This window comes from Synechococcus sp. BMK-MC-1, assembly GCF_014279955.1.
In the GTDB taxonomy this organism is placed as follows: Bacteria; Cyanobacteriota; Cyanobacteriia; order PCC-6307; family Cyanobiaceae; genus Synechococcus_C.
In genome coordinates this window covers 1,452,852-1,478,570 of sequence record NZ_CP047939.1, presented here as the reverse complement: position 1 = coordinate 1,478,570, position 25,719 = coordinate 1,452,852, and the positions used below count along the sequence as shown (strand labels likewise).

Annotated in this window: 24 protein-coding genes and 1 tRNA gene; 10 read left to right on the top strand and 15 right to left on the bottom strand. The window is 61.4% G+C overall.

The features are described from left to right. The first annotated feature begins 90 nt into the window (after positions 1-90). Entirely contained in the window at positions 91-288 is a 198-nt protein-coding gene (locus tag SynBMKMC1_RS08310; RefSeq protein WP_186471388.1) for a hypothetical protein, read from the top strand. Here the strand turns inward: SynBMKMC1_RS08310 and SynBMKMC1_RS08305 are convergent. From SynBMKMC1_RS08305 to SynBMKMC1_RS08275, 7 genes are all read right to left on the bottom strand, one after another. Then, on the bottom strand, positions 285-563 hold the full coding sequence (locus SynBMKMC1_RS08305; protein ID WP_011933415.1) for a hypothetical protein: 279 nt from the start codon (positions 561-563) through the stop codon (positions 285-287). The two genes, SynBMKMC1_RS08310 and SynBMKMC1_RS08305, sit on opposite strands and share 4 nt — an antisense overlap. Then, positions 560-2,383, bottom strand: coding sequence for a DEAD/DEAH box helicase (locus SynBMKMC1_RS08300; protein WP_186471387.1), 1,824 nt, complete (start codon positions 2,381-2,383; stop codon positions 560-562). Before SynBMKMC1_RS08300 ends, SynBMKMC1_RS08305 begins: the two co-directional genes overlap by 4 nt. Before the next feature lie 102 nt (positions 2,384-2,485). Further along, positions 2,486-2,833 carry a phosphomannose isomerase type II C-terminal cupin domain gene (locus SynBMKMC1_RS08295; RefSeq protein WP_255486109.1) on the bottom strand — a complete coding sequence of 116 codons (348 nt, stop codon included), beginning with the start codon at positions 2,831-2,833 and terminating at the stop codon, positions 2,486-2,488. Positions 2,834-2,854: 21 nt separating this feature from the next. Then, positions 2,855-4,453, bottom strand: a complete 1,599-nt coding sequence (locus tag SynBMKMC1_RS08290; RefSeq protein ID WP_186471386.1) for an ATP-dependent RecD-like DNA helicase — start codon at positions 4,451-4,453, stop codon at positions 2,855-2,857. Further along, positions 4,450-8,139: a UvrD-helicase domain-containing protein gene (locus SynBMKMC1_RS08285; RefSeq protein ID WP_186471385.1), complete on the bottom strand. Its 3,690-nt coding sequence runs from the start codon at positions 8,137-8,139 to the stop codon at positions 4,450-4,452. Before SynBMKMC1_RS08285 ends, SynBMKMC1_RS08290 begins: the two co-directional genes overlap by 4 nt. Beyond that, positions 8,136-11,453, bottom strand: coding sequence for an exodeoxyribonuclease V subunit gamma (locus tag SynBMKMC1_RS08280; RefSeq protein WP_186471384.1), 3,318 nt, complete (start codon positions 11,451-11,453; stop codon positions 8,136-8,138). Before SynBMKMC1_RS08280 ends, SynBMKMC1_RS08285 begins: the two co-directional genes overlap by 4 nt. After that, the gene (locus tag SynBMKMC1_RS08275; RefSeq protein ID WP_186471383.1) at positions 11,447-12,103 is read right to left on the bottom strand and encodes a metallophosphoesterase; all 657 of its coding nucleotides are present in this window, start codon (positions 12,101-12,103) and stop codon (positions 11,447-11,449) included. The genes SynBMKMC1_RS08280 and SynBMKMC1_RS08275 overlap by 7 nt, the downstream gene beginning before the upstream one ends. Positions 12,104-12,189: 86 nt before the next feature. On the opposite strand from SynBMKMC1_RS08275, the gene SynBMKMC1_RS08270 reads away from it, so the two are divergent. Together SynBMKMC1_RS08270 and SynBMKMC1_RS08265 are read left to right on the top strand one after the other, a co-directional pair. Next, positions 12,190-12,435, top strand: coding sequence for a hypothetical protein (locus tag SynBMKMC1_RS08270; protein ID WP_186471382.1), 246 nt, complete (start codon positions 12,190-12,192; stop codon positions 12,433-12,435). A gap of 54 nt (positions 12,436-12,489) precedes the next feature. Then, on the top strand, positions 12,490-12,711 hold the full coding sequence (locus SynBMKMC1_RS08265; protein WP_186471381.1) for a hypothetical protein: 222 nt from the start codon (positions 12,490-12,492) through the stop codon (positions 12,709-12,711). A gap of 468 nt (positions 12,712-13,179) precedes the next feature. On the opposite strand, the gene SynBMKMC1_RS08260 is transcribed toward SynBMKMC1_RS08265, so the two are convergent. The 4 genes from SynBMKMC1_RS08260 to nrdJ all read right to left on the bottom strand — a co-directional run bounded on the left by SynBMKMC1_RS08260 (position 13,180) and on the right by nrdJ (position 16,242). Further along, on the bottom strand, positions 13,180-13,482 hold the full coding sequence (locus tag SynBMKMC1_RS08260) for a DUF3104 domain-containing protein (protein WP_186471380.1): 303 nt from the start codon (positions 13,480-13,482) through the stop codon (positions 13,180-13,182). An 87-nt stretch (positions 13,483-13,569) separates the two neighbouring features. Next, the gene (locus tag SynBMKMC1_RS08255; RefSeq protein ID WP_186471379.1) at positions 13,570-13,725 is read right to left on the bottom strand and encodes a hypothetical protein; all 156 of its coding nucleotides are present in this window, start codon (positions 13,723-13,725) and stop codon (positions 13,570-13,572) included. Between the two features lie 24 nt (positions 13,726-13,749). Then, positions 13,750-13,834 (bottom strand) — tRNA-Ser (locus SynBMKMC1_RS08250). 71 nt (positions 13,835-13,905) lie between these two features. Then, positions 13,906-16,242 carry a ribonucleoside-triphosphate reductase, adenosylcobalamin-dependent gene (gene nrdJ / locus SynBMKMC1_RS08245; protein ID WP_186471378.1) on the bottom strand — a complete coding sequence of 779 codons (2,337 nt, stop codon included), beginning with the start codon at positions 16,240-16,242 and terminating at the stop codon, positions 13,906-13,908. Between the two features lie 132 nt (positions 16,243-16,374). Here nrdJ and SynBMKMC1_RS08240 point away from each other — a divergent pair, with 132 nt between their 5' ends. The 5 genes from SynBMKMC1_RS08240 (at position 16,375) to SynBMKMC1_RS08220 (ending at position 22,179) form a co-directional block, all read left to right on the top strand. Then, complete coding sequence (locus tag SynBMKMC1_RS08240) at positions 16,375-18,588, top strand: mechanosensitive ion channel family protein (protein ID WP_255486108.1); 2,214 nt, start codon at positions 16,375-16,377, stop codon at positions 18,586-18,588. A gap of 26 nt (positions 18,589-18,614) precedes the next feature. Continuing rightward, on the top strand, positions 18,615-19,298 hold the full coding sequence (locus SynBMKMC1_RS08235) for a trans-aconitate 2-methyltransferase (RefSeq protein WP_370593911.1): 684 nt from the start codon (positions 18,615-18,617) through the stop codon (positions 19,296-19,298). Further along, positions 19,295-20,932 carry a peptide chain release factor 3 gene (locus SynBMKMC1_RS08230; protein ID WP_011933396.1) on the top strand — a complete coding sequence of 546 codons (1,638 nt, stop codon included), beginning with the start codon at positions 19,295-19,297 and terminating at the stop codon, positions 20,930-20,932. The genes SynBMKMC1_RS08235 and SynBMKMC1_RS08230 overlap by 4 nt, the downstream gene beginning before the upstream one ends. A gap of 259 nt (positions 20,933-21,191) precedes the next feature. Beyond that, entirely contained in the window at positions 21,192-21,413 is a 222-nt protein-coding gene (locus tag SynBMKMC1_RS08225) for a hypothetical protein (protein ID WP_011933395.1), read from the top strand. Between the two features lie 76 nt (positions 21,414-21,489). Then, entirely contained in the window at positions 21,490-22,179 is a 690-nt protein-coding gene (locus SynBMKMC1_RS08220) for a CPP1-like family protein (protein WP_186471376.1), read from the top strand. Between the two features lie 30 nt (positions 22,180-22,209). Here the strand turns inward: SynBMKMC1_RS08220 and hslO are convergent, their stop codons facing one another. Both hslO and SynBMKMC1_RS08210 read right to left on the bottom strand, forming a co-directional pair. Beyond that, a complete protein-coding gene (gene hslO / locus SynBMKMC1_RS08215; RefSeq protein ID WP_186471375.1) occupies positions 22,210-23,118 on the bottom strand; it encodes an Hsp33 family molecular chaperone HslO in 909 nt (302 codons plus the stop codon). A 21-nt stretch (positions 23,119-23,139) separates the two neighbouring features. Then, positions 23,140-23,772, bottom strand: a complete 633-nt coding sequence (locus SynBMKMC1_RS08210) for an ABC transporter ATP-binding protein (RefSeq protein ID WP_186473386.1) — start codon at positions 23,770-23,772, stop codon at positions 23,140-23,142. Between the two features lie 89 nt (positions 23,773-23,861). On the opposite strand from SynBMKMC1_RS08210, the gene SynBMKMC1_RS08205 reads away from it, so the two are divergent. Both SynBMKMC1_RS08205 and SynBMKMC1_RS08200 read left to right on the top strand, forming a co-directional pair. Then, positions 23,862-24,311 (top strand): DUF3531 family protein, encoded by a 450-nt coding sequence (locus tag SynBMKMC1_RS08205; protein ID WP_011933391.1) that lies wholly within the window; start codon positions 23,862-23,864, stop codon positions 24,309-24,311. A gap of 6 nt (positions 24,312-24,317) precedes the next feature. Further along, the gene (locus SynBMKMC1_RS08200; RefSeq protein ID WP_011933390.1) at positions 24,318-25,073 is read left to right on the top strand and encodes a 16S rRNA (uracil(1498)-N(3))-methyltransferase; all 756 of its coding nucleotides are present in this window, start codon (positions 24,318-24,320) and stop codon (positions 25,071-25,073) included. Here the strand turns inward: SynBMKMC1_RS08200 and SynBMKMC1_RS08195 are convergent. Both SynBMKMC1_RS08195 and SynBMKMC1_RS08190 read right to left on the bottom strand, forming a co-directional pair. After that, positions 25,061-25,252, bottom strand: a complete 192-nt coding sequence (locus tag SynBMKMC1_RS08195) for a hypothetical protein (protein ID WP_186471374.1) — start codon at positions 25,250-25,252, stop codon at positions 25,061-25,063. The genes SynBMKMC1_RS08200 and SynBMKMC1_RS08195 overlap by 13 nt on opposite strands. Positions 25,253-25,272: 20 nt before the next feature. Beyond that, entirely contained in the window at positions 25,273-25,671 is a 399-nt protein-coding gene (locus tag SynBMKMC1_RS08190; protein WP_255486107.1) for a hypothetical protein, read from the bottom strand. Positions 25,672-25,719: the final 48 nt, after the last annotated feature.

Genomic DNA, 25,719 nt, shown 5'->3' with positions numbered 1-25,719 from the left:
CTCCGTCACAACAATTGGAAGGAAATCGGAAGTTGCACTGCTTTTGCGTCCGGCTCCCTCCATTGTCAGGAGACCCTGACGGAGTGGTCGATGTCTGGACTCAGCCTTCGTTGTCTCGGATGGACAGCCGATGGTGAACTCATCGCAGCGGATCAGTTCGAGCTGCTGCAATCGCTGATGACAAGCTCTCAGGCCGATGTGCAGCTCGAATACATCCATTTGATCGAGGCCACCGCGCTACGCCAGCCCTGCGCCAGCCTCGAGATCACGCCAACACCGAGCTACTAGAGCTTGTAGCGCTCGGCTGCTTTCTGCTTGCAGGTGGCCTGGGCGGACTGGATCGACCCCCCTGCATTCACCGCATCGAGAAAGCATTTGCAGGTGTAGTCACCCATCCCCGCCGGAGGGGTCTTGCCCGCGTGGGCCATGGCGGCGTTGAAGCCAGCCAGGCACAACCGGGTGATCGTGTCGTTCTCTCCTGATGCCATGGCGGGTGCGATCGGGGCAACCACCAGGCTCAAAGCCAAGCCGAAAGCCGGAAGCGGTGCGTTCATCAAAGTCATGAGGCTTGGGTGATCTGCAGTTCGCGGTTCAGCACCTTGAGGCGCCTGAGTGCATTGAACACATCCTCAGGCATCCCCTTGGGAAGGTCGACAAAGCTATGGGACTCAAAAATTTGAATCCGACCAATCATGCGGCCCTGAAGCCCTGATTCATTGGCGATGGCACCCACGAGGTTTCCAGGCTTGACCCGGTCGCGGTGGCCAACCTCCACCCGGTAGCGCGTCATGTTGTCTTCCGGTGGGCGGGCCTCACGGTCGGGACGACGGCGATCCCGGCCTCGGTCCCCACGGCGATCATCACGGCGATCGTTGCGCAACGGTGTCTGCAGCCAGCTTTCATCACCACTCACCAGAAGCGGTTGATCGCCAACGGCCAGTTTCATCGCCGCCAGAGCCAGTTGATCCGCCGTGAGCTCATGCTCCTGGCCCACGCGTTGAATCAGTTCCTGCAAAAGGGAGGTTTCGTCGTTGGCTTCACAGGCGGCGGCCTGACTCAGGCGATCCCTGAGTCGGTCGAGCCGGCTCTGATTGATCTCCGCGTTGCTGGGAATGTCCATCGGCTCGATCGACTGGTTCACAGCGCGCTCGAGGTTGCCCACGAAGCGGCGTTCCCGGGGTGTGACGAACAAAATCGCCTCGCCGGTTCGACCGGCGCGTCCGGTGCGACCGATGCGGTGCACATAGGCCTCGCTGTCGAACGGCATGTCGTAATTGATCACCAAGCCGATGCGGTCCACATCGAGCCCCCGCGCAGCAACGTCAGTCGCCACGAGGATGTTCACGGTGCCTTTGCGCAGCCGATCCACGGTGCGCTCTCTCTGGTTCTGAGGAACGTCTCCATTGAGCACAGCGACATCGTGTCCCGCCGCTTCGAGGGATTCAGCCACCGTGAGGGTGATCGCTTTGGTGCGGGCAAAGATGATCACGCCTTCACCGGTCACTGCTTCCAGGACCCGGTTGAGCGCCTCGATCTTGTGGGCGTTCTGCAACGTGATCGAGCGCTGGCGAATGCGCTTGGCCTCACGATCCTTGGTTTTGATGGTGATTTCGGCCGGTTCACGCAGGTAACGCTTCGAGAGGCGGCGGATCTCATTCGGCATCGTTGCCGAAAAGAGCACCACCTGGCGTTCCTCGGGAAGCTGGTCGAGGATCCATTCCACGTCATCGATGAAGCCCATGCGCAGCATTTCATCGGCTTCATCGAGCACCAGGCTGCGCAGCCCGGTGGTGTCGAGCGTGCCCTGTCGCATGTGATCCATCACCCTCCCTGGAGTGCCAACCACCACATCGACCCCGCGCTTGAGGGCATGGATCTGGGAGCGGAAATCCGATCCTCCGTAAATCGCCAGCACATTCAGGTGGGGATGGCCAGCGGCGTAGGCCTTGAAGGAGTCAGCCACTTGCATGGCCAGTTCCCGGGTTGGGGCCAGCACCAGCACGCGCGGTGTGTTGCTGCGACCGTCGAGGCGCTCAAGCAGGGGCAGAGCAAAAGCCGCTGTTTTACCGGTGCCTGTCTGGGCTTGACCGACAAGGTCACGACCCAGCATCAGCTCCGGGAAGGCTGCTTTCTGGATCGGAGACGGTTCCTTGTAACCCTTGGCATCGAGGGTTTTAAGGAGAGCTTCGCTGAAGCCAAACCCGGCGAAGCCGGATGCGCTCTCAGCGGATTCGCCCTCGCTCGTCGCTTCGGAATCGGCGTCGCTGCAAGGCGCGATCACGGTGGTGAAGACCTCCTCGTTGGGCAGGGATTCGGAGGGAAGTTCAGAAACAGTGAGATCCACTGCGCAAGGCACTGTGGCCTGCGGGTGTGTCTGGGTCATAGGAAACGGCACTCAGCCTGATTGATCCTTCAAATCAGGCTTGCAACGTCCCATCGGCAAATGCCGCGCAGTATTGCTTGCCGTCTGTTCAAAGGTGAGTACTTAATTTATCACCCGACCAAAGTCATCTTCGAGGCGTTCGATATCACTCTCTTCGAGTGTGCTTCCGTGTTGAACTTCGATGATCAGGAGATCGCCTGGCCCACCCAGGGCCCGGTGAATCGATCCGCGGGGAATGTGAAACGTGCTTCCTGCCTTGGCGTCCAGCGCGTGGCCGTCACACAGCAGCTGTCCCGTACCAGCCACCACGGTCCAGTTCTCGCTGCGATGGCGGTGGCGCTGCAGGCTCAGTCTGCAGCCCTGGCGCACCAGCAATCGCTTGAGTTTGTAGCCAGGTCCTGAAAGCAGGTCCTCATACCAACCCCAGGGGCGTTCCACCCGTGTTGACACGTTTGAACCGTCGCTGCTCCCTCACAGCATGCCGTCGATCACGGCTGGCGCCAGGCGATACAGGATGAGCTGTTGGCGTGCCCGGGTCATCGCTGTGTAGAGAAGGGCTGAAGACTCCAGTGCCTCCTGTGGGGGCCAGAGCACGATCACGTTGTCGACCTCACTTCCCTGCGCCTTATGAATGGTGAGGGCTAGAGCCGGTTCCAGCTGGCGGATGCGCGCCGGATGAATCAGTCGGTACTGGCTGCCTGCATGGCCGTCGTTGCAACGGAACAGCAACCGTCGCGACGCACCGCGACCGATCGCCAGGCCCAGGTCGCCATTGGCGAGTCCGAGATCCATCTGATTTTCGCTGCACAGCACCGGCAACCCTTCAGGCCATCCCGCCGGATCATCGCCCTGCACCAGTTCGCGATGCAGGGCCTCAACACCCCAGGATCCCCGGCGACGAGGACAGAGAACGATGAGATCGTCGAGCCGCCCCAGCAGTTCTGCGCTGGTTGTGGGATTGGGTTGGCCCTCGGCGTCGGTGCTCAAGTCGGCCGTCGCGCGGCCGAGCTCGGCGAGGCGATGGCGCAAGGTTTGGGTCACCGCGTCGGGGATGCGACGGTCGCGGCAGATCTGGAGGGTGACATTCGCCCCGTCGTTCAGCCCGTTGCAGGCGTTCCAGAACGCCTCTTCGCCAGCGTCGCGGAGCAGGCTCCCCAGCCGTGCCAGCTCACCTCTGTTGCGATAGACCCGGTGGAGGCTGATGGCGGCATCACCGAAACAGTGCCGGCGCTCCGGATGCTGAAGATGGCGCCAGACCGCTCCAACGCCGATGGGCGGAAGCTGATCGGCATCTCCCACGAGCACCAGCTGTGCTTCGCGAGGCAGGGCGCTGAGCAAAGCCTGCGCGAGGTTGAGATCCACCATGGAGGCCTCATCGACCACGAGCAGATCGAGATTCAGGGGATGCCTGCCATTGCGCGCGAAGCCACTGGGTCGCGCTTCGAGAAGACGATGCAGGGTGGTGCAGGGCAAGCTCCGGGTCCGAGCGTCGCTTTGCAGCGCTTCCTCCAGGCGCCGGGCCGCCTTGCCGGTAGGAGCCGCCAGATGGATGCGCAGCGCTCCGCGTTCAGCCATGGCTTGCAGCAGCATCGCTTGCACGGTGCTGGTCTTTCCCGTTCCTGGGCCGCCGCTCACCATCACCAGGCGATGGCGTGTGATCGCTTGAACAGCAGCCCGTTGTTCCGTATTGAGCCTCCCGAGGTCAGGGGGAAGGCTGTCCGTGGGAAGGCTGCCGCTGGGTTGGGCGTGACTGCGATCAATGAGCTCCAGCTCCAGGCGCTGCATGGCCTGATGCCAGCGCGTCCAGTGCAGTTGATCGCCATCGAGAACCATCACCTGAGGAGGATCCGTGAGCCAGCCGCTGCGCTCGAGCAGCTCGCGCTGGTTCTCCTCGATGCGCAAGCTGGTGTCTCCCGCGCTCAGTGCGGCAGTGAGTGCCTGAACGAGTTCCTCGAGCGCCTGCTGATCCGTCGCTGACAGGTCTGCCGCGGGAGGGCGGCGGCGGCGCAGCATGGCCATCACGCCGTCGCCGAGTTGCAGGCTGCGTTGTGCCCCTTCGCTGCGGATCATGGCTGGGTTCCCTGGAGAAGCGTGTTCAGATGCTCGAGCCGTTGCAATGGGGCTGGCTCGATGATGACGCCGCTTCCTCCCTGCTCACTGACGCCGCGCAGAAAGACGTAGGCATAGCCGCCGAGATGGCGCTCAGGGGAATAGTCGATCAGGCGCCACTGCAGGAAGCGGTGCAGGGCAACCAGGTAGAGGTGGGCTTGAAGCGGGTAGTGGTGCTGAAGCATCTGCTCCTCCATCGCGGCTTGGGTGTAGTGCCGCGGGCCGCAGTGCAGGGGCTGACCTTCACCATCCCGCTCGCCGATCCAGTTGCTTTTCCAATCGGCGACCCACCATCGGGCCGTGCTCAGATCATCCCCATCGGTGAACACCAGATCGATCGAGCCGGTGAGAAAGCCCCGGCTGTGAATGTCGAGCGTCTCCAGCTGCGCGGCGTAGTCCGAACCGAACCGCTGCTTGGGATCGCAGCGGAAGGCTCTGGCGAGCGTCGAGGCCCGCACAGCGCTGCCTGCATGGGCGACTGGAAGATCGAAGCTGAGTTCATGCAGGCGCCGGCCGCTGTGGAGATCAGCCAGGCGCAGCTGGCCGAGAGGTCCGCCAAACGGTGAACGGAGCAGGGTGCTGATGGCGCTCAAAACGTCATCCTGCAAGGAGAGGTCTAGGCCTGAACGGCTCAGCTCTCGGGCAACGAGCTCCTGGTTGGCGGGTTGTTCGACCGGCTGATCAAAGGGGAGCTGCTCCAGGATCCGGTGCAGGCAATCCCCTGCTGACGCGCCGCGGGGGAATGTTCTGAGAGCGCCATTGTGTGGTGGCAAGGCGTCGCCTAACTCCCGTTCAACGTCACTGCTAAGCCCCACGGCTGGTTCGCGCAGCGAAGAGGTGTCGGTGCCCGCATCCACATCCCGGCCTTCTTCGAGTTCGTGGGGGTTGCTGCGCTTGCTTGGGTGGTGGTTCGAGGCACTGGCGATCCATGCCGAGTAGCTGCTGCGTCCCCAGGAGCGATCCAGGGCTCCCTTCGGGACTGGTGCACACTGCAGTGTCTGGTTCTGTCTGGGTGGGGTCCAGCGCTGATGGGCCGCTGGAGAACGCGGATGATGCAGGCTGATGTGCGGATGGTTTCCATCGGCCAGTGCACTCAGCCAGGGATCCAGAGGGTTGCCACTGGGGTTGGCTTCTCCCGCGCTGAACAGCACCAAATGGCGTTCAGCGCGGGTGAGCGCCACGTAGGCCAGGCGTTCGGCCTCCGCCATGCAGTCCAGTGCGTCGGCGCAGGCAGCGGCCTGGCCGCTGCCCCAGTGCGGATTCAGGGCCACCCTCCAGCTCCCTGTGGGATCGCCTGCGGGAAGACGCCATAGCGGCCCTTTCCCAGGGGATGGCGCCTCCCAGAGGTAAGGGCAAATCACCACGGGATATTGCAAGCCCTTGCTGCGGTGCACCGTCACCACGGCCACGGCGCTGGCCGCCAGATCGCTGTAGGGCTGACGCTGATCCGGCACGTTGTTCGGTGGATGCAGGCGTTGGCGGCGTAGCCAGTCGGCCCCTCCTGCAGCATTGAGCCCTTGTCGGTGCATGGCGTCCTGCACCAGGCGTGCGCACTGCTGCAGATCCCCAAGGAGCCGTCCGCGGATGGAGAGGTCCGCCAGGGTTTCCCCTTCCAGCAACTGGGCCAGGCAGCCCATCAGTCCCAGCCGTGGCAAGGCTTCGGCCAGGGTCTGCAGCTTGGCGGCGAACAGGTCGAGCTGTCCGGTTTGTTCGCAGGCCTCGAGGGTGTGAGCAGGCCATTGCATCAAGGCTCCTGCCGCCAGTCGACGCAGTCGTTCATTGTCCGCTGGTCGGGCCAGGCCATCGAGAAACCACTGCAACTCACCGGCCCCCTGGCTGCTGAGCACATCCCCTGGGCTGATCAGGCGGCTGGGCAGGCCAACCTTTGAAAGCTGGTCGCGGATCGCTTCAGCCTGTCGGTGGCGACTCACAAGGATGCAGAAGTCGGCAGGCGTGAGCGAGGCGTCGTTGCCGAGGATCTGAAGCAGCAGATCCGCAGCGAAGCAAGGGATGGTCGCCTCCAGATCGGTTCGGCTCCTGCTCCCATCGGCATCATCGGGATTGAACGCGAGGATTTGCAGGGGGGCCGTCTCTGGCGGGAGCGTCAGAGGGGTGCAGCTGGCCTTCGCCGATACCGCTGGAACGCTGAGTTCGGAGTGCTTGAGTCCTGGGGACATCAAGTGATTCATGGCCTCCATCAGTGGAGGTGTAGTGCGCCGGTTATCGAGCAGGTCGTCGATGCGATCGACCTGAGCACGAGCAGTTTTGTAGGTCTGGAGATCACCACCGCGAAAGCGATAAATCGCCTGTTTGGGGTCACCCACCATCAACAGCAGGTGGTCACTGGAGGCAAAGCACTGGTGCAGGAGGTTCCACTGCAGGGGATCGGTGTCTTGAAATTCATCGATCAACGCAACCTTGTAACGCTCGCGCAGGGCTGTGATCCACGCTTGGGATCGGGATGGATCGGTTGGGTTCAGTGCATCGAGCAGGCCGGAGAAACCCACCACCCCGCGCCGTTGGCGTCGTTGGTCAATCTCCTGCAAGCCGCGAACGAGCAGATAGCGCCAGGTTTGCTCCCCAGGTCCATCCCAGAGTTCAGCGATGGCTCGCATCAGCTCCGGTCTGGGCAGGCTCGGTGCGTCTTCGCCGCATTTCCGGGCTGTTTTGGCAAAGACGCCCGGGTGGTAATAAGTGCCCAGCAAGTCCTGATTGCGCACGTTTGCGTAACGAATCGGTAACGATTGCGTGTCGTTATCTGTCTGAAGCCAGGTGCTCAGCAGAGCGGCGCGATTCTTTCTGGGGTTGCGGCTGTACGGCTTCGTGTCCTTGCAGCCGAGGCTGTGCCAGTCCTGCGCGCAATCGCGCAGGCAACGCTCGAGGGCGTCGCCGTCCTGGCTCCAGAGCTCGCCAACCTGCAGCCAGCGCTGCTCGAGCCAGATGGGAAAGACATCCCGAAGAGCGGTTTCAGTATCAATGGCCTCGGCGTCTTCGGCGATCCGCACACCGCAATCACCATCAAGACGTAGGAGTTCGGCCGTCAGGGTGTCTTCCCGCAGCCCTGACTGCAAGAGCCCAGCGACATCATCGGGATCAAGGGTGAGGACCTGTTCGCGCCAGAGGTCATGGGCGACCTCCTCCACCAGGGTCTGAGGGTCATCATCAACGGAGAGGTCCATGCTCCGGCCACTGTCCAGGGCTTGGCGGCGGAGGGTGCGCCGGCAGAAGCCATGGATGGTGGTGATGTCGGCTCGCTCCAGTGCTTCGAGAGCTTCAAGAAGCAGGCTCGCCTTGCTTTTACGCCCTGTTGGATCGCGGCCGTGCTCCGCCAGCCATTCCTGAAGAACCGCATCGGTCGCCATGGCCTCGCCATCGCCTCCCTGTTCAAGACATAGAAGGCCTTGAAGCGCTCCGTCGAGTCGCTTGCCGATCCGGTCGCGCAGTTCGTCGGCCGCGGCTTCTGTGAACGTCACCACCAGCAGCGCATCGAGTTTGAGCTCCCGTTCCACCACGAGTCGCATCACCAGATGGGCCAGGGCAAAGGTTTTGCCGGTGCCTGCACTGGCCTCCAACAATCTCAGCCCTGGGTTGAGCGGGTAACGGTTCGGTTCGAACCGGATGGTGCGGGCGTCCCCTGGGCCTGTCATGGACGTCTGGCCTCGAGCAGCGGGGCATACAAGCTGTCGAACGCGCTGTCGAACCCCGGGCTGCTGAGCAGTCGTTCCGCATCGCAACCGTTACCGAAACAGGCCTGGAGATCACTGCGTTCCCGTTCCGCCCAGCGTTTGATGCCGCCATGCCAGCAAGCGCTGAAGGCGCGGTCGGCAACGTCTCTGCCTTTGGCCAGAGCAACGGCCCGGGCCAGTCCGCTTTCCGGGGGGATCGGCCAGCAGATCCGGCGTCCTTCCTCAGCCAGCGCGAACAGGTCGCTGAGTAAGCCATCAGCCTGCTGCGACTCCATCGGCAGCCAGCGCATGGCGATGCTGAAGGTTTCGGCTTTGCTGCTGCTCTCACCGCGGCAGATCACCACCGTCGGAGCGGCTCGGCCGGCCCGTTGGTTGAGCAGATGCTTCAACCAGCCCTCGAGCACGCTGCGGGCCTGAAGCTTGGAGGCACTGATCAACACCGCGGTCTCTCCCGCCATGGGCAGGGGAGGAGTGGCAAGCCCTTCCCATCGCGGAGGCTGCTGGAGGGATCCGAGGCTGAACAGGGTGGTTTGCAGGTTTTGCCAGCGTTGTTCCAGGCGGATGTCGTCCAAGGCCCCCCCAGCCCCGGGCGGCAGCAGTCCCCGGCCCTGACTCCAGCGGATCCACTCTCCAGATCTGGTGACGTCCCACCGGGCTTCAGGATGGGTCTTGAGCCGATCGAGTTCATCACGCAGGCGCTCGGTGATCAAGGCGCGGAGGCTGCGTTCGGGCAGGGCCAGCGGTGCACGATCTTCAACGGCATCGCACCATTCCCCGGCTTCGATGCCCCGCTCCCGCAGCCAGGCTCTTTGGGGAGCCTGCAGCCAGCGTTCCAGCTGTTCCACTTGGTCGCTGTTCAGCGTGGTGGCGTGCGCTGGCGGGGGGGGCGCCTCCGGGAGCCAGTGAATGGGCAGGGCGAGACCGAGGGGGGCGACGCCAGGGGCCCGGCCTTGCGGATCATCCAGGAACTGCCGGGCCTGAAGCAGGCGACGGTCGCAGCTCAAGGCGTGCGTTTTGGCAGGGATGAAGTTGGCTGCATCCAAAGGGTTGGCCGGTGGTTCGATCAGCACCTGTGCCATCGCCTCCTCGCTGAGCTCCTGGCGCAGCAGGTTGAGCCACTGCTGCACGGGCGGGCAGGGTGGCAGTGCGTCCCCCCGTCGTTCATCACGGCTGCTCCAGCTGATTAAGAGGTGCTGACGGGAGGAGAGCAGCGCCTCGAGCAGCACATAGCGATCCTGATCCGTACTGCTTGGGTCCCCAAGCCGCCGCTGCCGCTCCAGCAGATGAAATCCCGGGCGTTCGCGCGTGCGCGGGAAGGAGGCGGCATCCAGCCCCATCAGCACGATCACCCGATGGGGGATGGCACGCATCGGTTCGAGGGCGCTCACGGTCATGGCACCGCTGCGGTGCCCGAAGCGGCCACTGTCGGCCGACAGTGCTTCCTCGAGAACTGCGATCACCACAGTGGTTTCCAGGTTGAGCTCGCAGTGGCCTGCCTGGATCAGCCAGGTCTCGAGGCCTTGCTGGATGGCCTGCAGTTCCCAATCCCAGGCACCGCCTTCGCCGAAGAGATCGGAGAGCAGCCGCCGCAAGCGTTCCACCCACACCGTGCAGCTTCCGCTTTGGCGCAGCTGCGCGATCCACTGGGCGATCTGGTCCAGGAGTGGCCACCAGCGCTCGAGCTGCTGAAGGCTGAGATCCGCGACGGCGGGTGCACAGCTGCCGAGTGCCAGGCCAGGCTCATCGGGGAGGATCAGGCCGATGAGCCAGCGATCCAGGCACCAGCGCAGGCTGTGGGTGTCATCGCCATGGCGCTCCTCTCGATCGAGTCCCCAACGGAAGCCGCTGCGTTGCAAGGCAGTGGTGATGTCCATCGCCTCCTGGGCCTCAAGACCCTGTAGATCGAGAAACGCCGGATTGCTCATCAGTGCTGCCAGTCCTGTGGCGGTGAGACGCTCCGCACTGAGCTGCAGCAGGGTCATGAAGGCCTGCTGCAATCCAGGGCTGTTCTGCTGACTGCGGTCCGTCAGGCGCCAGGGCAGATCCACTCCAGTGGCGTCCTGGTCAGAGAGCACGGAGGCCAGCAGCGGGGCATAACGCTCAACATCGGGCGTCATCACGAGGATGTCCCGGGGTTGAAGCGTGGAATCGTCGGCCATCCAGTGAAGAATCTGGTCCCGCACCAGCTGCACTTCCCGCCAGGGGCCTGCACAGCCCATGAACAGCAACGAGCGATCAGCGCTCGTGTGCTGCAAGGGAAAGTGTTCGCTGCTTGCGAGCTGTCGTTGCAGTTGCTCCAGCAAGGACCCCTGCCTGCCTTCAGACGCTGCCATCGCCACCGGGTCGGCGAACAGATCAGCCTGGTCCGTGCTGCTGAGTAAGCAGTCGCCACTGCCCTCCAGCAGCAGCTGGAATTCCCCTCCCATGCGACCGAGGATGGCCTCCAATTTCGGAGCCTCGATCAGCCAGGTTCCATCAGGGGATGCGGTCCAGTTCTCGCCCAGTCGGCGCCGTCGTTGCGCTGATCGCTCCCACAGGTCTGGGCAGGGCGTTAGCAAGTAGAGCTCCACCTGCATCACGGCAGCCAGTGCCTGCAGCAGATCGATCTGCACTGCGGCGAGATTGCTGAGACCGAACAGCCTCAGGCGCTTCGGCAGTGGTGTGGCCGGCGCCTGCCCCGAGCGCAGCTGATCCACGGCCTGTTGAACCTGCAGGCCGAAGGGTTCGCAGGGAAGGCGCTCAGCAAGCGCACGCACAAGCAGGGGCTGCCAACGCAGAACGGCTGGGAGATGGTCTCCGTCATCGCCAGCCAGCCAGCCAGCCAGGTCTTGGGGGCGGTAGAGCGCGTAATCATCCACCGCATCCGCCAGCTGGCGAGCAAGCAACCACTGCTCCCGCGTCAGCGCGTCGCTTGTCGTGCGCTGATTGTTCCACCACTGCCTGAGCGGCTTGGCTGCCTCACACTGCATCAGTTGCGGAAGCACAGCGATCACCGTCCACACCAAGCGTTCGGCACGCCAGGGATCCTCCAGGGGGGGCTCCTTGCTCAGCACGGCTTGCGCCAGTTGGCGCAGGCGGCTCCCCGGAAAAGGGAAGCGCACGAGGGCGCTGATTCCGTTGAAGCTGGCTAGGCGTTCCCCAAGCCAACGGCTCGTGGGCCAGGTGTTCACCACCACTTCAACCTGTTCGAAAGGCCCTGGTGGGTTGAGATTGAGCTCCTGAGCGAGCAGCTGAGCCAGAAGCTCGGCTCGGTTGCTGCGATAAATCCTCAGCAAGGCAGCCCTGTGGCCAGTTCCCGTGGGTGCGTCTCAGTCGTCGAGACAGCTCTGGGGCCCTGCACCTGAACCACCGCATCGGTTTCAGGGCAAAAAGCCGACAGCAGGCCGCCGTAGACGGCGCCAGTGTCGATCATCACGATGTGGTTTTGGCACTCCACAGTGGGTCGCGGGGTATGGCCCACAACGACCCTGCCGTAGCGCCCGTCGTAGTGATCCCAGAAGGGTTCACGGATGTGCAGGTCGGGGCGCCCGGAGTTGTCAAATCCTGCGTGGGTTGCGAGCCACCCTTCGCCTTGGAACACCTCAGGGAGCTGCCGCAGACGCTGCAGCCACTGGCGAGAGAGAGCATCCCCGAGCTGGCGATAGGTGTCGATCGTCAAGAGGTCGTCATGGCCGCTGGCGGGGGATTGTTCAAGACCCTGGAGTAAGGCCTGCTCATGGTTGCCGCGCAGCCATGTTGCCCGCCCTGCGCAAACCAGATCCCAAACCTGATTCATGCAGTCGGCAATGGCAGGCCCTCGGTTGATCACATCACCGCAGAACACCAAGTGGTCGTTGTGCGGCAGAACCGTCAGCAAGCTGACCAGGGCTTCATGGCACCCGTGAACATCACCGATGACCCAGTGCTTTGCCTGTGCGGCCGCCATTGCCATGAACAATCTGCGTTGATTCTGAAGGCTTCGGCTGTTCCTGTCTGCGGAGATGGTTACTGTTATCAGCTTTCGTAACCCCTATGGATCCTCGTTCGCTTCCTGTGGCCCGTCGGGTCGCCCTGTTGGTTCAAGCTCTGGATGGAGCGAAAAAAACAAACGAGGCGCTGGCACGCTGCAGCAACGGTGAGGAGATGCTCGACGTTCTTTTGGGGGCGTCCCAGAAGCTCGGGCTCGGGTTGACGCGTGAGCAGTTGCGCAACACCCCACCCATTCGCGATTGGGTGTGGTGGAAAAACAAGGAAGCGCCGATCACGATTGGCCGTTGAACGACGTGTTGAGCCACTGTGTCTAGGATTTAAGCGGTGGTGAAGACCTGAGTCATGGCGCGAATCATTCCCATCCTTTTTGCTGGTTTCTGGGGTTTGGCAGCCTTCAATGCGGCCTTCGCTGCTTCGCCTCTGCAGGCATCGTCTCCTCAGGATGACGTATTTGAATACATCGTTGATGCAAAAGATGGCACGCTGTATTTTGTGAAGATTGAAACAAAAATTGCCGACACAGTTGTGATCAAAATGCGCGTTATTAATGATCCTGATTCTTAAAACAAGGATTACGTTTTAGTGAACGCCTTCAAGTGTCGAGAAAGGCTTGTTAAAGAATCGGGTGGACAGTGGAGACCAGTTGCAAAAAATACAGTTGGTGATTACATGCTCGAGTTCGGCTGTTAAAGCCCTTTGTTTCCTGGCGCGTGGCTGATCCGCTGCTGTTGTTGAGGATTCAAACGTGAAAAACCCGCTTTAGATGGGTAATGGGATTGGTTTGGTCACCTCCACGCAAAAACCAGCGTTCCGTGTTGCCGCTTCTCAGTAAGGCCCGGAAGTCTTCAGCATCAATCAAAATGCCCAAGTCAATCGAGAGTTGAACGATTTGCTCTGGGGTGTTCGCGATATAAAAATTTCTCTGAACCTCCGGGTCATCTTCAACTTGAAGGCAGAGGTGATCGAGGGCGTCGAGTAGGGGTTGTGGGGTCTGATCCGTCTTGCCCTCCTAAAGGCAAGCTCCAACAGTACTCAGGCCGTTGCCCCCTCTTGCTCATCGAAGCCTGCCGGCAAGGCGTGGGTCACCAGATCAGCGTTGACCCAATGGACAGCGCCCGTGTCGACATCAGCGATTTGGAACAGGGTGTAGATGCTCGGATCCCTTGCTCCGCCGTTGCAGTGGAGCACGAGTCCCATCCACCAGTCTTTGCCTTGCGCTTCTCCTGCCAGGGAATCGTGCCGGACGATCACGGTCATGCCTGGCTTCAGGCTCAGGAAGATTGGACGATGCTCAGGATCAGGCCGCTTCGGGCGCGGCGAGCACTCTTCAGGCATTGAGCGAGTACAGATGTACTGACGCTAGTCAGGGTGAGCCCGGTGTGAAACCTGCTGGAGGCCGTGAGCGTGAGTGTTGAGACCCGTTCAAAGACGGGTTGACTGGTTTTGTTGTGGCGTTTTGCGTGGCTGTTCTTTGGGGACTGAGTCAAACAACACAACATCGAGTTCACCAATCCAGGCCACGATGGCGATCAAGCCAAGGATGGATCCGAGAGCCAATACCAGGCGGTTCACGGTCATCGCTTGGTTTCACTCGGAAAAGAACGGAGAGGGTGGGATTCGAACCCACGGATGCTTTCACATCGCTGGTTTTCAAGACCAGAGCCATCAACCACTCGACCACCTCTCCAAACGCAACCCTCACAAAGGGTTGAAAACTCATCTTAAAGGAGTCCCTTGGCAGGGACTCCTCGGTTGCGATCAGGCGTTTGGCTTCGCCAGTGGCAGCAGGCACTTGTCGGAGTCGCAGCCGGCAGGACCCGCCTCACTGATCTCACCCATGTCGTAGCGTTGAAGCGCTTCGAAGAAATCGGAACTCACGCGGCGTTGGATCACGTCGGATTGCATCCGTTCATAGGTGTCGGCATCGATCGGTTCGAAGGGCAAACGCGGGAAGGTGGCGTTGGCATCGAAGCGGGCCAGCAGTGCGGCCGAGATGTAGCCCTCGCCCCGTTCAATGGTTCCGTGCAATGCATCAGTGAGTGCCTCGATCTCGTTCTCGCGGAACTCGATCGTGGCTGAGGTGTTGTGCGCGGTGTAGTGCGTCTGCACCTGCATGTAGAAGTCGAACTGGGCCATCGCTGAGAAGGCGTTGATATCCACGGCATCGGCACCGGGCAGATTGGCCCAGCTCACTTCGGTGGGGATTTCCACCAGCCATTCGGTGCAGCGAGGATCAAATGGGTCATCCAGAAGGCGGCCCTGGTCGTCTTTATCCGACTGGGACGGCACCACCGTGTAGCCATAGTCCATGCAGGCCATGGCCACGGGGTCGTTTTTGCGGAAGGTGATCCGGCGGATGAAACGCTGAGCTTTGGGGGGGTGCCAGCCGGGAGCAGCGCCGGTGAGCAGGCTCTTGGTTCCTGCGGGCTGAACCGTGGTGCAGCGGTTGGGGCGACGCAGGCCGTGACGATCGCAGTACTCCCAGACAGCCTCGTTGACGGTGGCTTTCCAGCGACTGAGGTACTCCGCCTCGCGCCGTTTGAACTCCTGACCGTCTTCGCTGTTGGGACGACCTGCCTCCCACCACTGCAGCCAGGGAGTGCCGAAAGCGTGCACGAAGAAGTCGAACAGACCGGTGAAGCTCACACCAACGATCGGATCCCAGGCCCGGCTCTGGCGGTAGCGCTCCACTTCGAACTGGTGGTTCAGAAGACAGGCCACTGACAAAGCACCTGCGCGGAAGGCATCGCGTTGGCCCTCGTCATCGCTGGGGTCGATTTGGTTGAGGTGGATCTCCGCCAGGTTGCAGTGAAAATCGGCACCGAGGATTTCGCCGCAGGGGTTGAGGCCGTAGCGGCCGAGGCGATGCTCAAGCTCGTCTTCAGCAATGGGACCGTGGTTGAGGCTCAGCCAACGGCCGGCCTCCTCCCTGCCTTGATCGCAGTAGATCTCAATGAATTCCCGACGCAGCTCGGGAGTGCTGAGCAGATCAGCGTTGGAACGGGCGATGGCCTCGGGGGCGAACTGGATCGCTCCTTCACCGCTGTGGAACTGACGGGTGACGGCGTCGAGCAGCACCTCTCGGCTGGGACGGGTGTGATAAACGCGCGTGTGGTTGGCCATGCGCAAGGCATCGCGCTCAGGATCGATGCGCCAGTTGCCCTCTGCATCCTGTTGCCAGAGGTTGTCCTTGGCACCGGCGGCGCTGGAATCATCGGAGGCGAACTGGCGCATGCCAGCACTGCGCCGGATGTTGCCCGCCACGATGGTGACAGCGGCTTCGTCGATGAGCAGGCAGCACTCCACGGAGGTGAGCTTGCGGCCGATCGCTTTGCCCAGAAGCCGGGCAACCCGCGCATACAAATCCTTGAGCTTCACGGGGTTGGCCATCCCGCCAAAGCCCTTGAGGGTCTCGCCAACAGGACGGACATCGGAGAGATCCACCTCAACCTTGACGGTTCGGCCTGCGAACCGGGGATCACTGCTGAGCTCCAGAAGCAGCTGGTAACTGTCGACCCAACCCCGGCGCGTGTCACCGACCTTGATGGAGACAACGTCTCCGTGGATGGTGTGGCTGGTGTGTTCCTGGCGCTTACCAGCGGGAGTGATGCCGATGTCGGAAACGCTGAGAACCTCGATCGGGTTGCCGACGACCGGCAAACGTTCGATCAAATGGGGCTCAATGATGGCGCCAGTGCCGCAGCCCATCATGGCCAGGTCCATCATCAGACCAAAGGCTTCCCAGTCCACCAGGTTGGTGGAGGTGCAGTTGTAAGCACCTGAAAAGTTCACCTGTTGTTCGATCCAGGGCGTGCCGCCGATCCACAGCCAGCGTCCGGAGGGGAGCGCTTTCTTCTCGGCCTGCATCCGCGCCATCAACTCGATCTCTTCGGCGGTGAGGCTGCCGAGCGTCTTCAATCCAGCAAGGTTGCGTGCGCCAACCTCAGTCCAGCTTTCCCGTCCTTCGCTGTTGCGGCGGCTGTACGTCCGATAAAAGACGGGGTTGGCGGCAGGGGCAGTGGCTGGGAAATCGCCATTGCCAGACAGCGATGGTTTGGAGTCCGGGCCGACGCTGCGGCTTGGAGTCAGGGTCACGGGAGATTGGGTCAGTACCGGAACCCTAACGCCAGCGATGGGGGCAGCAAGGGGGTGCTGGCACCACCCGCAGTGTTCAGCGTTGGCTGTCCCAGGCCTTGGCAGCATTGATGCCACTGCTGCTCCAGGTCGATGCCGAAGCAAAAGCGCTTTCTTGCTGGCTTTTCTTCAAAACCGGGGCGCTTTCTGTTGGTGCTCTGCCTGTCTTGTCTGCTGGGTTTTGCTCCGGCTCTGGGGCGCACGCAACCCCCAGGTGTGGCGTCCAGGCCCGCGCCAGGTGGGAATCAGCTGATCCCGATCGAACAGCAGCCCTTTTACCCCCAGCTTCAGCGGGATGCCGATAACTGGAGCGATGTGGTGTTGGACCAGGTGGTGGGCGATAGCCCCCGCTCCACCCTGTTGAATTTCTACGCCGTGATGGCCGATGTGGGGCATCGTGCTGACCGTCTCGGGCAGACCCCTGACGCAGGGCGACGTGGAGGGGTGTCGAGGCAGGAGCAGATCGACGACACGACTCTTTTGTTCAACTTGGCGGTGAAAGCGCTGGATGCCACTGCCTTTGCTGAGAGCGTGCGCTCCGATATGGCTGATGAGGCTGCCATTCAGCTCAAGCATGTGCTGGATTACGTGTTAACTCACAGCCGTCAGCCCATTGACATTCCTGATGTGGAAGGAATGAAACAGCGCAACGACTTGCGATCCACACCGACGGACTCTTGGCGCATTCCTGGCACGGCCATCACTTTGACGTCAGACCTTGAGGGGGATCCTGAAAACGAAAGTTTCTATTTTTCCGCTGGAACCGTGGCATCGGCGCGCGCGATGTACGACGAGATTCGCGACATTCCCGTGATCGCACAACCCTTCGCCACACCAAGGTTCTACGCGGATTTCATCTACACCCCCGGCTACCTCATTCCCCCTGACTGGTATCTGGCACTGCCTCTGCAATGGCGCCGCGTGCTCGAGTGGCCCATCGGTGACCAGACCCTGTTTCAGGTGGTGAGTGCTGCCGTGTTCATTGGTTTGTATGGCGTGCTGGCGTTGTGGCTCATGCGCCTGCTGATCAACACCTATCGGGGTGAGTCGTTGCCTGCGAATGAGGATCTCGAGCTTTACAGCAGGGATGCGTTGGCGTGGAAACGGGTGTTCATCATTTTTCCGCTCTTGCCTCTCACCTATTTCATCGAGGACCTGATCGACAACATCCTCAATTTCACCGGTTTTCCACTCGTGGTGGTCATCTATTCCTTTTATGTGATCTGGTATGTGGCTGCCAGTGTTCTGGTGTTTTTTCTCTTTGAGGCCTTCGGCCGGAGCGGAGCAGAATCCTTGTCCCGCTGGCGTGGGAGTGATTCACCGATTCGGCTTCGCAGGATCAACAGCCTGGTGATGCCGATCAGCCGTGCCATTGGCATGTTGGTTTCGGTGGTGCTGATCTACCGCCTCCTGCTCCTGCTCGGGCTTCCCTCGAGCACGGTGCTCGCCTTCTCGGCGGTGCCCGGTTTGGCGATCGGTTTGGGTGCCTCCAAGCTGCTGGGCAATTTGTTCGCTGGATTGTCGATCCAAACGGACCGACCGCTGCGCGTTGGTGAATTTTGTGAGGTGGGAGGCAAGCTCGGATTCGTGACCAAAATCGGTCTGCGCTCAATGGAGCTGCAGACCCTCGAGAGTCGCGTCACGATCCCCAATTCCGTGGCTGATGAAGCCACCATCGTTAATTTCTCGCGCCGTGGTCTCAGCCGGCATCGCTCGCCGACCCAGGGGCTGGAGGTGCGTCTGCCCATCCGTGACCCCCTGTCTCCCTACCAATTGGAGGAGCTTTTGCGGCAGACGCGCAGGCTGCTCGAAGGAGCGTCCTTTCAAAGTCAGTTGGCTGGATCGCACCAGCCGGTGGTGAGCTTGGGGCCTTCGGACGCTGGAGGGAACGAACTGATCGTGTTCGTGATGGTGGAACTGCATGGGTGGGAAGCCTTTCTGCGCGTGCGCGAGACCTTGATGGTTGCCTTGGAGGAGCTGCTCGAGCGGGTTGATCTTTCGGAAATCGTGGTGGGTGTTGCTTACAGCACCACCGCCGAGCAGCTGCAGCGCATTCCAGAGCTCCTGCATTCGGTGGTCGCTGAAGACCCCCAGCTCAACTACGAAGCCTGCCGGCTTGTGCGCATTTCTGCCTTCAGTTATGACCATGAGCTCGAAATCTCGTCGACGCACGATCTCCACGACGATTTCGAAGACAGCATGCACCGTTTGAACCGCCGTATCCTCGCGATCCTGGGCGAGAACGGCATCGAAATTCCCTTTCCTACCCAGACTCTCGAAGTGCACTCCACCGATGTGACCCCATGATCCCGCGCACGCCCGAGCCGGAGCTCATGAACGATCCGCTCCAGGTGCAGGCCTATGCAGCTGCAGACTTCGCAGCCAGCGACCAGGCCCTGGTGGAGTGCATCGAGCAGTTGCTGCAGCAGTCCGGTGAGCGACTGGGGGCTGGGGACTGCTTGGTCGATCTGGGTTGCGGCCCGGGCAACATCAGCGAGCGTCTGGCCAGGCACTGGCCGACCTGCCAAGTCGTGGCGGTGGATGCTGCCCCGCAGATGATTGCGGCGGCGGAGTCCAACCGTCGTCGGGCCGGCATCGCGCGCGAACGGCTCCGTTATGTGCTGTCTCCCTTGCCCTGGCATGGGCTTCAATCCAGGGCCTCCCTGATCGTGAGCAACAGTCTTCTTCACCATCTCCATGATCCGCAGAAGCTCTGGAGTGGCCTGCGTCTGCTTGCCGGCCGTCGCTGTCTGGTTGTGCATCGCGACTTAAGGCGGCCTCCCTCGGCGCTGGCGCTGGACCAGCTCTGCGAGCGTTACGTGGCTGATGCGCCTGAAGTGCTGCAAAGGGACTACAGGGCGTCGCTGCAGGCTGCCTTCACGCTGGAGGAGGTGAGAGCGCAACTGCGGGACGCCCAACTCGCTCATCTGCAGGTTCGCGAACTGGAGGATCGCTATCTCGAGATCCATGGCTGGATCACGGGCTGTCAGGCTGGTCTGGATCAGTCCAGCGCATGAGCACGGAAGCAGGTACACAAGACGGCCAGGAACTTCTGGAGGCGGTGGCCCGCCGCCGAAATTTCGCGATCATTTCCCACCCGGACGCCGGTAAAACCACCCTGACGGAAAAGCTTCTTCTGTATGGCGGTGCCATTCAGCAGGCGGGAGCTGTGAAGGCCCGGGGTGAGCAGCGCAAGGTGACCTCCGACTGGATGGAGTTGGAGAAGCAGCGGGGAATCTCGATCACCTCAACGGTGTTGCAGTTCGATTACACGGGCAACATCATCAACCTGCTCGATACACCTGGACACCAGGATTTTTCTGAAGACACCTACCGGACGCTGGCGGCGGCAGACAATGCCGTGATGCTGGAAGATGCAGCGAAGGGACTGGAACCTCAGACGCGCAAGCTGTTTGAGGTGTGCCGGATGCGGCAAATTCCGATTTTCACGTTCATCAACAAGATGGATCGTCCGGGGCGTGAGCCTCTGGCACTTCTCGATGAAATCGAAGCCGAACTGGAACTCACTCCCTGGGCTGTGAATTGGCCAATCGGCAGTGGCGAGCAGTTTCGAGGTGTGATCGATCGACGGACCAAAGAGGTGGTGTTGTTCAGCCGCGCTGAACGCGGCAAGCAGTCGGAAGAGCGGCATTTGTCTCTCAACGATCCAGAGCTTCTCGATCTGGTGGAGTCCGATCTCCTGGAGCAGGCGATTGAGGAGATGGAACTTCTGGATGCTGCCGGGGCTGAGCTTGACCTTGAGCTGGTGCATGCCGGTGAGCTCACGCCGGTGTTCTTCGGATCTGCAATGACCAATTTCGGAGTGCGTCCGTTCCTCAATGCCTTTCTGGAGATGGCGCAGAAACCGGTGGCCCGTCTCGGTCATGACGGCCCTGTCGATCCCTTGAACCCGGATTTCAGTGGCTTCGTGTTCAAGCTTCAGGCCAACATGGATCCACGCCATCGCGACCGTGTGGCGTTTGTGCGGGTGTGCAGCGGCAGGTTTGAGAAGGACATGACCGTTCGCCACGCGCGAACAGGGCGTGCCATCCGCCTCTCCCGACCTCAGAAACTCTTCGGTCAGGACCGGGCTGTGGTGGAGGACGCCTATCCGGGGGATGTGATCGGCCTCAATAATCCGGGCATGTTTTCGATCGGAGACACCTTGTATGTCGGACCCAAGGTTGAGTACGAAGGCATTCCCTGTTTCAGTCCGGAGATTTTCAGCTGGCTGCGTAATCCCAATCCTTCAGCCTTCAAAAACTTCCGCAAAGGGGTCAATGAGCTGCGTGAAGAGGGCGCTGTGCAGATTCTCTACGACACCGACGAGAGCAAGCGCGATCCGATCCTCGCTGCTGTCGGTCAGCTGCAACTTGAGGTGGTGCAGCACCGTTTAGAGAATGAATACGGCGTGGAGACCAGGCTGGAACCGCTGGGCTATCAAGTGGCTCGCTGGGTCAATGGTGGTTGGCCAGCGCTGGAGAAAGTGGGTCGAATCTTCAACTGCAAAACGGTGCGTGACGCCTGGAACCGCCCGGTGTTGTTGTTCAAGAATCAGTGGAATCTCAATCAGTTAAATGAGGAGCACCCGGCCCTCGAGCTCAGCGCGGTTGCTCCTGTGGTGAGTGGCGTGGAGCCGATCAGCCTCTGAACCAAACATGGATCAGAGCTCGGATCCAGGTTCTGACGTCGTGGGCAGCAGCTTCGGGCCACGTGCCCGGAGCAAACGTCAAGGGCTGGTGCTGACGGGTGGCTTGGGTGTGGGTGAGGGTTTGCATGGCGTCCTCATTCATCTGCATTCAGTCTTAACCCAGCCTTTACCAATGTCAGGTGCGGCTGTCCGCATCCCCCTACGGCCCTCACGGCCGCAGAGCGAAATCGCCAGACTGCAATCCCTTGTGTGGTGAGGTTTGGACACCCTTTGGCTACTTCGGCCCTGTGATGACGGAGGAACGGACTACGTCTGCTTCCGTGATTGCAGCGATCGTGTGGAAGTGCTCGAGGGGTACCACCTGCCGCCGCAGATGCCCCTGATTAAGCACCGCCAGTTTCTCCTCAGCGCAGAAGTTCCTGGTTGCCGCCACCGTTTCGAGCGTCAGCAGGGCTTTCGCCACGGTCCACCTCTGTTCTGATTCGTCTGCTGATCTCGCATGACCAACTCGTCTGGTCGTCTTCCTCGATAGCCTTGCGTTAGAGAAGAGAGCTCCGATGGCAGCAGGGCTGAATCCCGGTGATGACACCGACGGACAGGATCCTTATCAACAGTTGCAGATCCGACCCGACGCCAGTTTTGATGAGGTTCAACGGGCCCGTGATCGCGTCCTTAAGACCTGCGGCGAGGACGCTGTTGCCCGAGCGAAGGTTGAAGGCGCATACGACGCCGTTTTGATGGATCGTCTCCGCGACCGTCAATCGGGCCGCCTCAGTGCTGAAGCGGCTACGGCATCGCGGATGGAGCGTGAGCAAAGCGAAGGAGCGGCTTCGCAAACCAGCAACGGACCAGCAGCTCTTCTCACCCGTCTCCGCAATTTTTCGCTTCCAGCTTCATCGTTGAAGGGATCGGCGGTGGTCCCCGACCTCACGTTGGTGCAAGGTCAGGGGCTGGTGGTGCGCCTCTCCCTTGGTGCCCTGGCGCTGCTGCTGTTGCTGTTTGCTCCGCAAACGATCGAGCTGCTTCTCGCGCTTGGAACAATCGGTTTGTTCATAAGTCAGATCCGGCGTGGACGCCGCCCCCTCGGTTCCTTGGGTTGGAGCGTTCTGCTGCTGATTGTGGGCTTGGTGGTTGGGGCATTGCTCAGTGTTGCCGTCGCTGGATCGGGCCTGCCATTCACCGTTGAACAGTGGCAATCACTGCCCGCCCTGCTCCTTCTGCTTGCAGGAACGCTGCTTCTGGCTTGAGTCAGGGTTTTGATCAAGCCAGAGTTTTGATCAAGCCAGGCTTTTGATCAGTGCTGCAAGCTCGTCTTCATTCACTTTGTAGACCTCGCTGCAGAAGTGACAGGTGAGTTCGGCGCCTCGATCGTTTTTGAGCATGTCGTTGAGCTCTTCTGAACCCAGCAGGGTGAGGGCTCCCAGGCTGCGTTCTCGGCTGCAGGGGCAGTGAAATTCCACCGGTTGCATCGGTTCGCCGCTTGGAATCGGTTGCGGATCCAGGTCGGGGAACACCTGTTGGATGAGCTGCTCCGGGTGATCACCACAACGGTTCAGCTGGTCGCTGAAATCCTGAATCTCACGGCAGCGTTCCTCGAGCAAGGCCACCAAAGCGGGCTCTTCGGCTGCTTTCGGGAGAACCTGCACCAGCAATCCACCGCTGCTCTGCAGGCCATCACTATTGATCGTTTCACCCACGAACACAGCGGATGGCGTTTGTTCGGAGTGCAGCAGGTACGACGCCACATCATCACCGATGCAACCGCTCACCAGCTCCACTGTGCTGCTGAAGGGTTCCCCTTTGCCTTCGTCACGCACAACGTGCAGATAACCCGTTCCCGCGGCCGTTGTGAAGTCGAATCCGGCCTGGCCGTTGGCTGTCCGCACAGGATCGAGTTCCAAACCTGGATTCCCCACGTAGCCACGCACCCGTCCATCCCGGCCGGCATCCACCGAAAGCCCTCGGATCGGACCATCCGAGCCCAGCCTGAGATTCACCCGGCCGTGGCTCACTTTCATGGAACTGGCCAACAGAAGCCCCGCACTCATGGCCCGACCCAACATCACGGTGGTCAGGTACGACAGCCCATGGCGTGACTGGGCATAGCGGGTTGTCTCGCCGGTGGTCACGGCGACAAGCCGAATTCCTCCTCCGGCTGCGGTTGCCCGCACCAGCCGATCAGCCATGGGCTCACTGCATCGCAGCGGTCATGGTGACAGAGGGCGCAGTTGGCCGTCGCGCAGCTGCCGGTGCTCGCAGTTCCAGTTCAAGAACAGTTCGGGTTCATGGGTGACCACGATCAGAACCCGTTGTCGCGAGAGGTTGTAGAGCAAATCCAGCACCTCACCACGCACCGACCAGTCCAGGCCCGCGGTGGGCTCATCAAGAAGCAACACCTCCGGTTTCCTCAGCAGTTGCACCGCCAGAGCCAGCCGGCGTTGTTGACCACCACTGAGCCGCTCTGGAGCCTGTCGATTGTCCACCCCATGCAGTCCTACCTGGCTGAGGACCTCGATCTGCTCGCTACCCGACAGCCTGCGGTGACCCAGTTTCAGTTCCTGGCTCACGCTCAGTCCCAGAAAGTGACGTTCAGGAAATTGGAAGACGACACCACAAAGCCAGCGTCGCTGGCGTTGATTCAGGCTCGCCCCCTTCCAGGTGATGGAGCCGGATTGGGCGCCGGCCATGCCGCTGATGATCTCCAGCAGGCTGGTTTTGCCGCTGCCGCTTGCCCCTGAAATCAGCAGAGGGCTGCCCTCCTGAGCTCTGAGAGACGCTCCCTGGAGAATGGCGCGCTCTGAAGTCGCTGGTTTGTAGTGGAGATCCGTGAGTTCCAGCATGTTCTGAACGCGCTGCATCCCTTCACAAGGAAACCCAGCATGGTCGATCCGCCAGAAGCCAGCGATGATGCAGGAGTCTCCTGAAGGTCATGCACGTTCGCTTCCGAGAGGTCGACCCCTTCAATTGCTGGCTCTGGCTGCGATTCAGCGAAGTTCCCAGTCAGGGGGAGCGCAACTACGTCGATGGCATCTTCGACAGCTGGTATGTGCTGGGGAGGCTCGGAGGATTCAATGCCGAGTCCATGCAGGTGCACGAGGAGGGAGATGAGCTCAGTTGGATGAGTTACGACAACGACGAGTCCACCTCAGTGATGCCGGCCTTGATGCACAACATGGGGCAGCTCGAGTACGAGCAAGACTGGGCGCGTTGTTGGGTTGATCTCGGAACAAGCGACGGGGTGTGCCTGGATGTGTTGATTAACGCCCTGCGTCAACTCGATTCCGATCTTGTGCAGATTGAGGAATTGCTGATCGGTGGCGTGAACGACGATTGGCCGGTTGAAGACCATCCGGACAGCATCTTTCCTGGCATGAGTTGAGCGGCTGTGGCTGAGCGACGGCGGCTGCTGATCGAACCGGCCAGGCTTCGTGACGCCCAGGCGCTGGGCCGTCTTGGTCTCACCGCTGCGGAGGCGCGCTACCTGAAGCGGGTGCTCCGCCTGCGTCCTGGTGCCGAGGTGCACGTGGTGGATGGTTGCGGCCAGTTGTTCGGTACCCGCCTCACCCCAGAGGGTGAGCTTTCGCTCGATCGTGGCGCTGATGCACGTCTTCAAACCCTTGCAGCCCCCCAACCACGCTTGGGATTGGCCGTGGCGTTGATGCGCCGCGGGATGGATGAGGTGATGCGCATGGCCTGCGAGCTGGGGGTGGATCACTTGCAACCTCTTCAGGCCCAACGGTCTGTCCCGCAGGCGGAATGCAGGCCGGATCGCTGGGGGGTGATCCTGCGCGAAGCGGTGGAGCAATGTGAACGTCTCTGGGCCCCTGAGCTCCTGCCCGTGCTGTCCTCAGACGACTGGTGGAACGGTCCCTCTGGGCAGAGCCTGCGCCTGATTGCGGTGACCCGTGATCAAGCCTCTACGGATCTGTCAACGCTGTTGGCGGCGCATGGGGCCGGGGCTGGTTGCTGTTGGATCGCCATCGGGCCTGAGGGTGGTTGGACGAGCGACGAGCTGCGATCCGCGGCCGAGGCCGGCTGGTGTGGTGTTGGTCTTGGCGACACAATCCTGCGCAGCTCCACGGCTGCAGTGGCTGCTGCCACGGCCCTCTGCAGTTGGAGGCGAGCCGTTCAGCGCACCTGACGCTTGTACGCATCCATCAGCTGACGTCCCTTGACCCCCATCCGGCGCAGACGGGCGATGCGCGCGCTCGTGAGGGGTTGTTCGCGGGGCGAACTGGGCTTGGCCTCCTCGGGATTGGCACGATCACCAACTCCGATCCAGCTCAGAAAGCCATTTGATCGCTTGGATTTCAAGGTCATCTCCGACAGTGAAGTCAACGTCAGCTCTTGAACAGTTCAGACGCCATGGAGCGGAAATTGGAGAGGTTGCGTCCGGGCTTGCGCTTGCCAGGTCGAATGCTGGAGCCGGGTTTGAGGGCTTCTGGAGCGAAGGTGACGTATTGAACAGCAGGGCGGGATGCTTCGGTAGCAGCCAGTTCCGCGGCGATGGCCTCAGCGGTGGTGAGGGAGGGTTTGGCATTGGTGCTGGTCGACGCTGCCTGAACCCCGCCAGTGGCTGGAGCTGCCACTGCGCCGGCTGTGTCGTCCCCGTCGTCTGGGGATTCGCTCACGGTTCTGACCGTGCCGAGCTGAAGCTTTGGAGTCTCAGCCGCCTTCCCCGTATCGAGTTCGAGATAAAAACCCTTGCGCAGCAGCACCATGCGGATCCGGAGTGACACCACTGGTGATTATCCGCGCAAGCGCAGCCTCCAGCGTTGATGCTTAGG

Excerpts from the sequence above, each read along its gene's own strand:
- SynBMKMC1_RS08310 (WP_186471388.1), top strand. The coding sequence starts at position 91 with ATGTCTGGACTCAGCCTTCGTTGTCTCGGATGGACAGCCGATGGTGAA.
- SynBMKMC1_RS08285 (WP_186471385.1), bottom strand. The coding sequence starts at position 8,139 with ATGACAGGCCCAGGGGACGCCCGCACCATCCGGTTCGAACCGAACCGT.
- SynBMKMC1_RS08230 (WP_011933396.1), top strand. The coding sequence starts at position 19,295 with ATGAGCACGGAAGCAGGTACACAAGACGGCCAGGAACTTCTGGAGGCG.
- SynBMKMC1_RS08265 (WP_186471381.1), top strand. The coding sequence starts at position 12,490 with ATGGCGCGAATCATTCCCATCCTTTTTGCTGGTTTCTGGGGTTTGGCA.
- SynBMKMC1_RS08270 (WP_186471382.1), top strand. The coding sequence starts at position 12,190 with ATGGATCCTCGTTCGCTTCCTGTGGCCCGTCGGGTCGCCCTGTTGGTT.
- SynBMKMC1_RS08275 (WP_186471383.1), bottom strand. The coding sequence starts at position 12,103 with ATGGCGGCCGCACAGGCAAAGCACTGGGTCATCGGTGATGTTCACGGG.
- SynBMKMC1_RS08305 (WP_011933415.1), bottom strand. The coding sequence starts at position 563 with ATGACTTTGATGAACGCACCGCTTCCGGCTTTCGGCTTGGCTTTGAGC.
- SynBMKMC1_RS08290 (WP_186471386.1), bottom strand. The coding sequence starts at position 4,453 with ATGATCCGCAGCGAAGGGGCACAACGCAGCCTGCAACTCGGCGACGGC.
- SynBMKMC1_RS08220 (WP_186471376.1), top strand. The coding sequence starts at position 21,490 with ATGGCAGCAGGGCTGAATCCCGGTGATGACACCGACGGACAGGATCCT.
- SynBMKMC1_RS08300 (WP_186471387.1), bottom strand. The coding sequence starts at position 2,383 with ATGACCCAGACACACCCGCAGGCCACAGTGCCTTGCGCAGTGGATCTC.
- SynBMKMC1_RS08255 (WP_186471379.1), bottom strand. The coding sequence starts at position 13,725 with ATGACCGTGAACCGCCTGGTATTGGCTCTCGGATCCATCCTTGGCTTG.
- SynBMKMC1_RS08210 (WP_186473386.1), bottom strand. The coding sequence starts at position 23,772 with ATGCTGGAACTCACGGATCTCCACTACAAACCAGCGACTTCAGAGCGC.
- hslO (WP_186471375.1), bottom strand. The coding sequence starts at position 23,118 with ATGGCTGATCGGCTGGTGCGGGCAACCGCAGCCGGAGGAGGAATTCGG.
- SynBMKMC1_RS08235 (WP_370593911.1), top strand. The coding sequence starts at position 18,615 with ATGAACGATCCGCTCCAGGTGCAGGCCTATGCAGCTGCAGACTTCGCA.
- SynBMKMC1_RS08260 (WP_186471380.1), bottom strand. The coding sequence starts at position 13,482 with ATGCCTGAAGAGTGCTCGCCGCGCCCGAAGCGGCCTGATCCTGAGCAT.
- SynBMKMC1_RS08205 (WP_011933391.1), top strand. The coding sequence starts at position 23,862 with ATGCACGTTCGCTTCCGAGAGGTCGACCCCTTCAATTGCTGGCTCTGG.
- SynBMKMC1_RS08195 (WP_186471374.1), bottom strand. The coding sequence starts at position 25,252 with ATGACCTTGAAATCCAAGCGATCAAATGGCTTTCTGAGCTGGATCGGA.
- SynBMKMC1_RS08240 (WP_255486108.1), top strand. The coding sequence starts at position 16,375 with ATGCCGAAGCAAAAGCGCTTTCTTGCTGGCTTTTCTTCAAAACCGGGG.